Origin of the sequence: Bacillus sp. F2HM, from assembly GCF_019266135.1 — a bacterium.
Taxonomy (GTDB): domain Bacteria; phylum Bacillota; class Bacilli; order Bacillales; family Bacillaceae; genus Bacillus; species Bacillus safensis.
The window spans coordinates 188,221-198,905 of the sequence record NZ_LRMO01000012.1 but is presented as its reverse complement, the minus strand read 5'-3'; the positions used below and the strand labels follow the sequence as shown (position 1 = coordinate 198,905).

Annotated in this window: 10 protein-coding genes; all 10 read right to left on the bottom strand. The window is 42.0% G+C overall.

Annotated features, from left to right (window positions below; all coding sequences use genetic code 11):
- Positions 1 to 200: 200 nt before the first annotated feature.
- The 10 genes from rnjB to AWT60_RS09715 all read right to left on the bottom strand — a co-directional run bounded on the left by rnjB (position 201) and on the right by AWT60_RS09715 (position 10,612).
- The gene (gene rnjB / locus AWT60_RS09760) at positions 201 to 1,868 is read right to left on the bottom strand and encodes a ribonuclease J2 (RefSeq protein WP_012010007.1); all 1,668 of its coding nucleotides are present in this window, start codon (positions 1,866 to 1,868) and stop codon (positions 201 to 203) included.
- A 208-nt stretch (positions 1,869 to 2,076) separates the two neighbouring features.
- On the bottom strand, positions 2,077 to 2,943 hold the full coding sequence (gene dapA / locus AWT60_RS09755; protein WP_024427012.1) for a 4-hydroxy-tetrahydrodipicolinate synthase: 867 nt from the start codon (positions 2,941 to 2,943) through the stop codon (positions 2,077 to 2,079).
- Between the two features lie 30 nt (positions 2,944 to 2,973).
- Entirely contained in the window at positions 2,974 to 4,188 is a 1,215-nt protein-coding gene (gene dapG / locus AWT60_RS09750) for an aspartate kinase (RefSeq protein ID WP_024424126.1), read from the bottom strand.
- Positions 4,189 to 4,280: 92 nt separating this feature from the next.
- On the bottom strand, positions 4,281 to 5,300 hold the full coding sequence (gene asd, locus AWT60_RS09745) for an aspartate-semialdehyde dehydrogenase (RefSeq protein WP_024427010.1): 1,020 nt from the start codon (positions 5,298 to 5,300) through the stop codon (positions 4,281 to 4,283).
- A gap of 139 nt (positions 5,301 to 5,439) precedes the next feature.
- Positions 5,440 to 6,033, bottom strand: a complete 594-nt coding sequence (gene dpaB, locus AWT60_RS09740) for a dipicolinate synthase subunit B (RefSeq protein ID WP_218677187.1) — start codon at positions 6,031 to 6,033, stop codon at positions 5,440 to 5,442.
- Positions 6,030 to 6,932, bottom strand: a complete 903-nt coding sequence (dpaA, locus tag AWT60_RS09735; protein WP_095408534.1) for a dipicolinic acid synthetase subunit A — start codon at positions 6,930 to 6,932, stop codon at positions 6,030 to 6,032. Before dpaA ends, dpaB begins: the two co-directional genes overlap by 4 nt.
- Before the next feature lie 123 nt (positions 6,933 to 7,055).
- Entirely contained in the window at positions 7,056 to 7,328 is a 273-nt protein-coding gene (locus AWT60_RS09730; RefSeq protein ID WP_008344726.1) for a YlmC/YmxH family sporulation protein, read from the bottom strand.
- A 71-nt stretch (positions 7,329 to 7,399) separates the two neighbouring features.
- The gene (locus AWT60_RS09725; protein ID WP_218677186.1) at positions 7,400 to 8,323 is read right to left on the bottom strand and encodes an aminoglycoside phosphotransferase family protein; all 924 of its coding nucleotides are present in this window, start codon (positions 8,321 to 8,323) and stop codon (positions 7,400 to 7,402) included.
- Positions 8,324 to 8,395: 72 nt separating this feature from the next.
- Positions 8,396 to 9,625, bottom strand: a complete 1,230-nt coding sequence (locus tag AWT60_RS09720) for a M16 family metallopeptidase (RefSeq protein ID WP_025092599.1) — start codon at positions 9,623 to 9,625, stop codon at positions 8,396 to 8,398.
- A 33-nt stretch (positions 9,626 to 9,658) separates the two neighbouring features.
- On the bottom strand, positions 9,659 to 10,612 hold the full coding sequence (locus tag AWT60_RS09715) for a polysaccharide deacetylase family protein (protein WP_218677185.1): 954 nt from the start codon (positions 10,610 to 10,612) through the stop codon (positions 9,659 to 9,661).
- Positions 10,613 to 10,685 lie beyond the last annotated feature (73 nt).

Here is a 10,685-nt window from a genome sequence, read left to right as displayed (position 1 = left end):
CAAACCCTCGCATTCGCCCGCAGTCCTACGCTTCGGTGCTCACGAATGTCAAATTCGCTCCGCTCCGGTGCCCGTCCTTTCTAGACTGCAAAGGTTTTCTATCACGCTAAAAAGAAGACAAAGTGCTAAAATAAAGTTCATTTTAGCACTTTGTCAACAATCTAAAGCCCAAAGAGCTTATACTCTTTGGGCTTTTCTCATCACACTTCCATAATAATTGGAATGATCATCGGCTTACGTTTTGTTTTTTCATATAGGAATTGATTTAGTACATCGCGCATGGATTGTTTCAATGTTGACCATTCAACAATTGAGTTTTCCGTTTGCTCTTTGACAATCCCTTTGACCATTTCTGTTGCTTTCACAATCAGCTCTTCGGATTCTCTTACATAGACAAATCCTCTTGTGATGATTTCAGGTCCAGAAATTAATTGTTTCTTTTGTTTATCAAGCGTGATGACAACAATCAAGATGCCGTCTTGAGACAAAAGGCGTCTATCGCGTAACACGATGTTTCCGATATCACCAACGCCAAGACCATCGATCAAAATGTTTCCTTGGTGAACTTTTTCACCGATTTTGACGTTCTGTCCTCTAAACTCAACAACATCTCCTTTATCAATCAAGAAAATGTCACTGCGTTTCATACCTACTTCTTCAGCAATACGAGAATGTGCTTTTTGCATACGATATTCGCCATTCACCGGAATTAAATACTTCGGTTTTAGTAAGTTCAGCATTAGCTTTAACTCTTCTTGGCAGCCATGTCCAGATACATGCACACGTTTTTGCGCAAAAATGACTTGTGCTCCGCTTCTTGTAAGGAAATCCACTGTTTTAGAGTATGTGAGTTCTTGTCCAGGAAGAGGTGTAGATGCAATCACAACCGTGTCATCTTTTTCAATATGAAGCTGTTTGTGATTTTGCTTCGCCATTTTTGTTAAAGCAGCAAGCGGCTCTCCGTGGCTTCCAGCGGTCAGGATGACCACGTCGTTTTTCGCCATTTTCTTCACTTCTTGAACGGGTACAAATAATTCTTCGTCTGCTGTAACATAACCAAGCTTGATCGCCAGCTGAAGGGTTGTCATCATATTCTTCCCTGCAACGGCAAGCTTACGGCCATTTTGATTTGTTGCATTAATGATCTGCTGCACGCGGTTAATATTAGATGAAGACACAGCAACAATCACACGATTTTCAGCATTGTACATCGCATTTGAGATTTCGTCTTGGACGAGCGCCTCAGAAGGTGTATAGCCTGGTTTTTCAGCATTTGCACTGTCTGAAAGTAGTGCTAAAACGCCATTGTTTCCAATTTTCGCAATCTCTCCGATGTCACAGGCTTGGTTAAGCGCTGGGGTTTGATCAAATTTAAAATCACCTGTGCATACGATTGAACCAAGAGAGGTTTTGAAGCTGATCCCAACTGAATCAGGAATGCTGTGATTCGTTCTAAAGAACGATACTTTTGTTGTTTCAAAAGTAATAACTGATTTTGCATGTACCTCACGCAAATCAGCTTTTTGATTGAAGCCATACTGCTTTAATTTTTCTCGAAGTAACGCAAGGGTCAGCTTCGTTCCGTAGACTGGTACAGACAATTTGCTCAAGCAATGGAATACGCCTCCGATTGCTTCATCATGTCCGTGGGTAAGAAAAATTGCTTTCACCCGATCAGCACGCTCTGTTAAATAAGAGATATCAGGAATGACGACGTCAATGCCCAGCATTTCATTTTCTGGATGCATTAAACCTGCATCTACTACATATATGTCCGAATCAATCTCAATGACATATAGGTTTTTTCCGATTTCTCCAACGCCTCCGAGTGCAATAATTCTTACGTTCTCTGTATTTTTCTTTTTCAAAATTCTTATCCTCCTAGTCTCAAGCCCGTCCATCATCGCTTAATGCTATTATAACTGAATCTAATTTTAGAAAACAAGATGAAGTCACATTTTAAGAAAGTGTTTATGTATAAAAAACGGTCATACTCAGGGACATCTGAGAATGACCGCTTACGAAATCTTTTGTTTTGATCAGCTGTTTAAAACGCTACGAAATCTTTTGTTTTGATCAGCTGTTTAAAACGCTGCTTAAATCCAGTCTCTCTTCTTCTGACAAAGGCAAAAGCGGAAGACGAACAGATCCAACGTCTAGTCCTTTCAGCTGAAGGGCTGTTTTGACAGGTGTTGGATTTGGCGCTGAGAAAAGCTGTTTCATGATTGGAAGCAGCTTTTGATGGATCAATGCTGCATTCGCTGTCTGGCCTGAAGCATAGCTTTTCAGCATTTGCTGCATATCCAGTCCTACGATATGAGACGCAACCGAGACAACTCCTTTTGCACCAACAGATACAGCTGGAAGTGTTAAGCTGTCGTCCCCTGAATATACGTCGAAATCTTCTGGCGTCTCTGCAATGATTTTTGTCATAGCATCAAGATCGCCGCTTGCTTCTTTAATGGCAACAATGTTAGGTATTTGCGCAAGCTTAATCGTTGTTTCTGGTGCTAATGAAGCTGCCGTTCTTCCTGGTACATTGTAAAGCATGACAGGAAGAGATGTAGACTCGGCAATGGCTTTAAAGTGTGCATACATGCCTTCCTGTGATGGCTTGTTGTAATAAGGTACGACAAGCATCACTGCATCAACGCCCGCTTCTTCTGCTTTTTTCGTTAGTTTGATAGACGCATTTGTATTATTACTGCCTGTTCCTGCAATGATTTTACAACGACCATTTGCTAATTTGACCGATTGCTGAAAAAGAGCGACTTTTTCTTCATTCGATAAAGTTGGCGATTCGCCTGTTGTCCCTGCAACGACTAAGGAGTCACTGCCGTTTTTTAACAAGTAATCAATGAGAATTGATAGCTTTTGGAAATCGATGTTGCCCTTTTTATCAAAAGGTGTAATCATAGCTGTTGCGATATTTCCGAAATTCATTTTTTTCACCTCATCATGATTCAATCACATTTATCTTGAAAGTTCAAACACTTCATGCAGGGCATTGACAGCCGCTCTCATGTTTTCTTCGTTCACTAACACCCAAATGGTCGTATGACTGTCAGCCGATTGTAAAATCGGAATGTTTTGCTCGGATAGAGCCGTTACAATTTTCGATGTGACACCTGGTACACCCATAATGCCTGCGCCAACAGCTGATACTTTTGCACAATTTGTTGTCACAATTGGTGTATAGCCAAGATCTTTTAGGATCGACGTTGCCTTTTCAGTCATTGCACCTGTCACTGTATACACAATTTCACTCGGTGTGATGTTGAAGAAGTCGACACTGATTTGTGCGTTTGCCATTGCTTTGAAGACCTCTGTTTGTACGCTGTACTGTCCTTCTTTTGCAGGGACTTTGATTTGCGTCACATCATTGACATGTGCAATACCCGTAATGAGGCGGTCGTACACATCATGGCTCATTTTATCTGAGTAGTGTGATGTAACGAGTGTGCCCTCATCATCAGAGTATGTTGAACGGACCCTCATTGGTACTTTTGCCTGCATCGCAATTTCGACAGCTCGCGGGTGAATGACTTTTGCCCCTTGATATGCGAGGTTGCAAATTTCCGTATATGTCACGACTCTCAGCGGTTTTGCATTTTCAACAATGCGGGGATCTGCTGTCATAACGCCTTCTACATCTGTAAAAATATCAATAAAGTCTGCCTGCAATGCAGCGCCTAAAGCAGCTGCGGACGTATCACTGCCACCTCGTCCGATTGTTGTCACGTCTCCATTTTTCGCAGCTCCCTGGAACCCAGCGACAACGACAACATCATGTTCAGACAGTGCTGCTTCCAGACGTTCGCATTTCATGTCAATAATTTTCGCACTTGTATGCTCCTTATCTGTCACAAAGCCCGCCTGAGCTCCAGTCATCGCTACAGCCTTTAGACCGTTTTCATTCAGCATACTTGAAAACACAACAGCTGAGATATTCTCTCCGCAGGAAACAAGCAAGTCTTTTTCTCGATTTGTCATGTTCTGCGCGCTGCCGTAAAGCAGACCGAGCAGCGTATCTGTCGCATAGGGATCGCCTTTTCGTCCCATTGCAGAAACGACAACAACCGATTTATAGCCTTTCTCTTTTGCAGATAAGATATGTGCAAGTGCCCTTTTTCTACCTTGATCATCTTTGACAGATGTACCGCCAAATTTTTGGACAATTATTTTCACTGTTTTCACTCCAAGTTCATTCTGACGTAACAGAAGAGAGCAGGCGAAAGATGCCTAACTCTCTTCTGTTCGTCCTCATCATCCATTGAATGTTAAACTAATTTTAATGCTTTTAAGCTTTCTGCAATTTGAACTGAGTTCCATGCAGCGCCTTTAAGCAGGTTATCAGATACAATCCACATATGGAACCCGTTTGGACGGTCCAAATCTTTCCGAATGCGGCCGACAAATACGTCGTTTTTCCCAACAGCATCTGCAGGCATTGGATAAATTTGCTGAGACGGATCATCTTGCAGCGTAATTCCTGGTGCATCTTTTAGAATTGATTTGAGGTCTTCCACTGTTGCATCATTTGATTCTAGTTCGACGTAGACAGATTCTGAATGACCTGTTTCAATTGGAAGCCTTACGCATGTTGCCGCTACTTCCAGCTCAGGCATATGCATGATTTTTTTCGTTTCATTGATCATTTTCATTTCTTCGAATGTATAACCGTTGTCTTGGAATTTATCAATTTGCGGGATCGCATTAAATGCAATTTGATAAGGCATGACTTCTGGTGTTACATCCTCTTTATTTAAAATGGCTTGTGATTGGCTGTATAGTTCGTCAATGGCTTCATGTCCAGCACCTGATACTGCTTGATACGTAGAGACAATGACTTTTTTCATTCCATATGCCTGACGAAGCGGTTCTAATGCCGCTACCATTTGAATCGTTGAACAGTTAGGGTTTGCAATGATCCCTTGATGATCATGCAAATCTTTTTCGTTTACCTCTGGTACGACAAGAGGGATGTTTTCGTCCATACGAAAAGCACTTGTGTTGTCAACAACAATCGCACCTCGTTTGACTGCTTCAGGAGCCAGCGCTTTAGAAACATTTCCTCCAGCACTGAATAATGCGATGTTCACTCCTTCAAAGCTTTCAGGTGTTGCTTCCTGAACAGTGTACTCTTGACCTCTGAATGTCACTTTTGTTCCAGCAGAACGTTTTGAGGATAGTAGAGTAAGTGTATCCATTTCAAAATCTCTGTCAGCTAGTGTTTTTAACATTTGTTGACCGACAGCTCCAGTCGCTCCAACTACAGCTACATGCAATCCTCTTCCCATCAGTAAAACTCCTTCCGACCCATCCATGATTCTTTTCTTTCGGATGGCCATCCTATGACTTTTTACATTTTATTTTACCATAGAAAAGCAAGGCTTGAAGCATCTTTTTTGAATCTTTCATGATTTTCTAGTGAAACTATTATTCGTTTGGTCCAAGTAAAATCGGCTGAATTTGTCTATGCTGGAGCGCCTCTTCTACTGTTTGAGATAGCAGATCCATGTTTGCGACCATCGAGGTCGGTTTTTTGAATGGATCATCCTGGCCAAATGGAATAAAGAAAATATTCTTTGTCGACATCAGTCTCATCAGATTTGTACCATTTAAGCCTAACGCATCGTTTGTTGAGATACCTAAAACGACAGGACGATGATTTCGAATGGTTGCTTTAGCAGCCATTAAAACAGGACTGTCTGTCATGGCATTTGCAAATTTCGCCATTGAGTTTCCAGTTAAAGGAGCAATGACCATACAATCAAGCGGCAGCTTAGGTCCGAGCGGTTCTGCTTTAACGATTGAGTCAATCGCCTTAAATCCAGTCAGCTTCTCAATCCGCTCGATCCACTCGGCTCCATCTCCAAATCTCGTATTCGTGCTCTGCACCGTGTAAGACACCACTGGACGCACCTCTGCCCCTTCTTTTACAAGCGCTTCGATTTGCGGAAAAACAGCTTCATACGTACAGTGGGAACCTGTTAAACCAAAGCCGATTCTTTTTCCTTTTAATGATGTCATGATTCCATCCCCCTTTTTTCCTCCGCAAGTTCACATAAAAGCCCGGAAAGCACTTTTGCAATGATTTGTCCTGCTGTTTTTGGTGCAACAATCCCCGGGAGTCCTGGTGCAAGAAGTGCCTTTACTCCGTGCTTTTGTGCAAAGTCAAAGTCTGTTCCGCCTGGGCGGGAGGCGATATCCAAAATGAGTGTCTTTGGTGTCATGCTGACGATGACTGATGAATCTAATACAAGACTTGGAATGGTATTGATGATAATATCAACATCCGTTACTTCCTCTTTTAACCGGTCCATTGAAAATGGATCAAGCCCCATCTCAAAGGCCCGCGCTAAATGTGCTGTGTCTGCCGCCCCTACTTTTACGTCTGCCCCTAGTGCCCGAAATGTGCGGGCAATCGTGAGTCCTGTTCTTCCAAGTCCGAGAACAGCGACATGAGAGCCGTGAATCGTATAGTCCGTTTGCTGAATGGCCATCATGATAATCCCTTCAACTGTTGGAATAGAGTTATATATGGCAATATCATCTCGCTCAAACAGCTTCACAAGCTTCCGGTTCACCTGCTTTGCCAGATTGTCTAAGTACGTATTTGAAATACCTGAGTACAAGGTACAATGGGCAGGGGTTCTTTCTAAATATTTTGCTTCCAGCAAGACCTGCTCATTTGAGAAAACAGTTGCAACAACGCCTTCATCCGTTGCCCCTGATACTGGCAGGATCATACTGTCTACTTGTTCGAATGGAAGTTCAGACATTTTCAGCTTTTCAGCACCAATAAATCCATGATCCAGCTGATCAAATCCGACTAAAAACACTTTGGCATGCTGCTGTGACAACTTGCGAATAATTTCAAGCTGCCTTGCATCTCCCCCGATCACCGCAACCGTTAAACCGCTCAACATACTGACCGTTCACCTTCTTTATTTAAAAAAGTCTGTAATATTTTCTGAATCTCCCTTTCAGCATATGAGGAGAGGATTCAGCCTGTGAACGAATCAGAGAGAGAAAAGAAAAAGAGCACCCGTTTATGACGGGTGCTCTTTTTCTCCGTGCGGCTGAAGTTCTTCAGGCACATCGAGAATGATCATATCTGATCCTATTTTTTGAATGTGATTCCACGGGACGCGGATGTCATTTCCTTGTTTTCGAAAGCCAAACCACTTCACGGAAGGTATAATGAGTGCTGTAATTTGACCGTCCTGTTCATTGATTTCAAGATCAGTTTGTCCAAGCACGCCAAGCCGCTCCGCTCTTTTAATATCGACAATCTCTTTTCCCGACAGTTCACTCAGCCTCAAAGTCGCATCACTTCCCTTCCGTATCATATATGCACCAAAAGGAAGAAATAGACCGTCCTGCTCTTTCAAGTTTATGTATAATGTGAGTTGGTATACCAAACAGGCTTAAGTTGATGAAAGCAATTATGATCTTTTAGCATTCTCTCCACTCGTTTCACCATGTCTTTTACATGTCCCGTATCATAGGAAAGCGTCCAGATGATAGATGAAAAGCAGCTCATTGCTGTATAGATGGAAAAAAGAAGCCAAAAATCGTTTGTGGACTGCGTACTCACGTATTGATCCAGTTGTCCAGCTGAGAACGGAATGCTGCTTTCTCGACTAAATAAGGACAATTTATAAAAGTCATGAACCGGGTCGCCCCAGTCGGATTGATCGAAATCAATCACACCGGCATATTGATTACCTTGTATGATGATATTCCCTAAATGAAAATCATCATGCTGGAACTGGTTAGGCCTCTCTTTTACCGCATCAACATTCGACTTGATAAAATCTAATACAAACTGATCATTGGAAAACGTCACGCCACTTGATTGATAGGCATGTACATACCGTTCATGTTTTGCCATGACTTTCTCATCCCACGGACGAACATGAGAAGGTGCACGGCATGTATGCATCAAACTTAGCTCTCTGGCTGCCCGCCTCCCGATTTCATACTGCTCTTCATTTGTAAGTAGATGGATGGAGTCTCTAGCATTCTCGCCTTCGATAAAGAAGAAAATTCGATAGGTACAGTTTAGTTCAGCACTCATTCCAATCTCAATCACTTCAGAACAAAGAATCCCTCGATCTTTTAACTTCCGCTGAAATGATGCTTTTCTTTTATAGCGCGAATACGTTTGAATGTCTGATAACTTAAGCACCAGCTTTTCACTAGATGATATTGTAACCAAATAGGTACGATCTCCCGAAAAACCAGATGTTATGGCTTGGAAAGAAATAGCTTGTGTCAGAAGTGGAGAGAGCTGTTTCAGCTTTTCATGTTCCATGAAAGCAGAACCCCTTTCTTCTTTACCTACAATAAAACGGCAGACTTTTTTGAGTCTGCCGTGTTGTTTACATTATGATGGCTGATCACCCGTCGGACTAATAAGCGAGAGCGCATAATCTTCTGTAAAGATGCGTTTAGATAAGTTATTCACGCCGTCTAATGTGACGCTGTTGATTTCATCAATAATTTCATCGAGTGTCCGATGTTTGCCAAGGAGCAGTTCATTTTTACCGTTTCGGCTCATTTTGCTGTTTGTGCTTTCAAGGCTGAGCATAAGGTTGCCTTTCATTTGCTCCTTAGAGTTCTCTAGTTCTTTCTGCGTGATTCCCTCACGCTTTAAGACGTCTAATGTTTGTAAGATGGTCTCAGAGAGCAGGTTTAGCTGCTTCGCTCCAGTTCCGCCGTAAATCGTCAGCATTCCATTATCTGCAAATGAACTGTGATAGCTGAAGACGGAATAAGCAAGTCCTTTGTCCTCTCTTACATCTTGGAATAATCTACTGCTCATGCTTCCGCCAAGAACATTATTTAAGACGATTAAGTCATAGATGCCCTTATCTCCAGCTGGAAGGCCATTAAAGCCCAGGCATAGGTGCGCTTGTTCTGTTTCCTTTTTGCGTGTGAGCTTGTCATAATGAAATGCTGGAGCTTCTACAGGCTGCTTTTTCCCTTTTCCTTCATAAGAGCCGAATAGCTTTTCAACCTCTCGAATAAAGGTCTCATCTACGTTCCCTGCAACTGAGATCACGACGCGGTCCGGAGTATAGAATTCATCCATGTATTTTCTAAGTGAGTCTCCGTTAAAGGTAGAGAGTGTTTCCTCTGTTCCTAAAATTGGATATCCTAATGAATGATCACCATAAATGGCTTTACTTAATAAATCATGAACGATGTCATCAGGAGTATCCTCATACATTTTAATTTCTTCGTACACCACATTTTTTTCTTTTTTCAGCTCTTCTTCATCAAAAGCAGAGTGAAAGAACATGTCGCTTAATACATCGAGGGCGTAGCCAGCATGTGAATCAAGCACCTTCGCATAGTAGCAAGTGTATTCTTTTGATGTAAAGGCATTCACCTGACCACCAATGCGGTCAAAGGATTCTGCGATATCACGTGCAGATCTTGTCTTTGTTCCTTTAAAGAACATATGCTCTAAAAAGTGTGAGATTCCATTAATTTCAGGTGTCTCATGTCTAGAGCCTGTTCCAATCCAGACGCCAATTGCGACAGACCTTACAGTGGGATTGTTTTCGAGTACAATTCTTACTCCGTTTTGGCATGTATACGTTTTGACCAAGTTTTGCTCCTCCTATTCAACAAACAGATCGCATCACGGATGTCTTTTTTCACTTAGGAGGTCAGAAACCGTCCCTAATTCATATCCTCTTTCCTTGATTTGAGTGATAAGTGCGTCAAGACTTTTCGCTGTTGCATCTGTTGGATGCATTAATATCATCGCCCCATTGTGAATTTTCCCAAGCACCCGCTTTTGTAAAATAGCCGGGGATGGTTTTTGCCAGTCGATGGTGTCTACTGTCCACATAATGGTTTCCATGCCTTCTTGTTTGGCAAGCTTGACTGTTTCTTCTTTAAAGCTGCCGCTTGGAGGCGCAAACCATTTTGGTTTCTTCCCAAGGGATTCTTCAATTTGGCGATTTGTTTTCGTTATCTGCTCTAATGCTCGTTCTCTTGTCAGTGTGCGCATATCTGGGTGATTGTATGAATGATTTCCAATTTCATGACCATCTGCCACGATTTTTTTAGCAAGCTCTGTGCTTTTTTTCACCCATTTGCCTTCTAAGAAAAAGGTCGCCTTGACTTGATGCTTTTCCAGCGTCTTTAACATGTTGATTAAATGCTCATCACCCCAAGCTACGTTGATGAGGAATGCATTCATTTTTTTATCTGGATGTCCTTTATAAATGGGCTCTGCACCAAGCTCATGTAAATGAGTAGATGGTTTTGTTTCATTAAAAACAAGCAGCTTTTCATCGAATGACCCCTGTTTCTTCATTTTTTCATAAGAGGCATCGATATCAACTGTCTGTCCATTTAAGCCAGGCATCTTTTTCCACACTTTATCAATCTTAGCATTTTGCGCCTTTACTTCATAGTCAGAAGACTTCGATTCAATCTCCTGATATAAAATATCTTTTGACACAGATGCAACCTCGGCATGCTCTTTCATTGATTCAATATATGTAACAGCAGCCGGCTGCTTCATCGTTTGATATGACACGAGCAGTAAAAATACAAACACAATGAATGGTAACGTTTTTTTCAATGGTTGTCCCTCCCCTTTACCACAAATTATGATGGGGAGAAACAAGCTAGAACTATTGTTAGCGCAAGAAAAG

Coding starts and splice junctions, on each gene's coding strand:
- dapA (WP_024427012.1), bottom strand. CDS start 2,943: ATGAATTTCGGAAATATCGCAACAGCTATGATTACACCTTTTGATAAA.
- asd (WP_024427010.1), bottom strand. CDS start 5,300: ATGGGAAGAGGATTGCATGTAGCTGTAGTTGGAGCGACTGGAGCTGTC.
- dpaB (WP_218677187.1), bottom strand. CDS start 6,033: ATGACATCATTAAAAGGAAAAAGAATCGGCTTTGGTTTAACAGGTTCC.
- dpaA (WP_095408534.1), bottom strand. CDS start 6,932: ATGTTGAGCGGTTTAACGGTTGCGGTGATCGGGGGAGATGCAAGGCAG.
- AWT60_RS09725 (WP_218677186.1), bottom strand. CDS start 8,323: ATGGAACATGAAAAGCTGAAACAGCTCTCTCCACTTCTGACACAAGCT.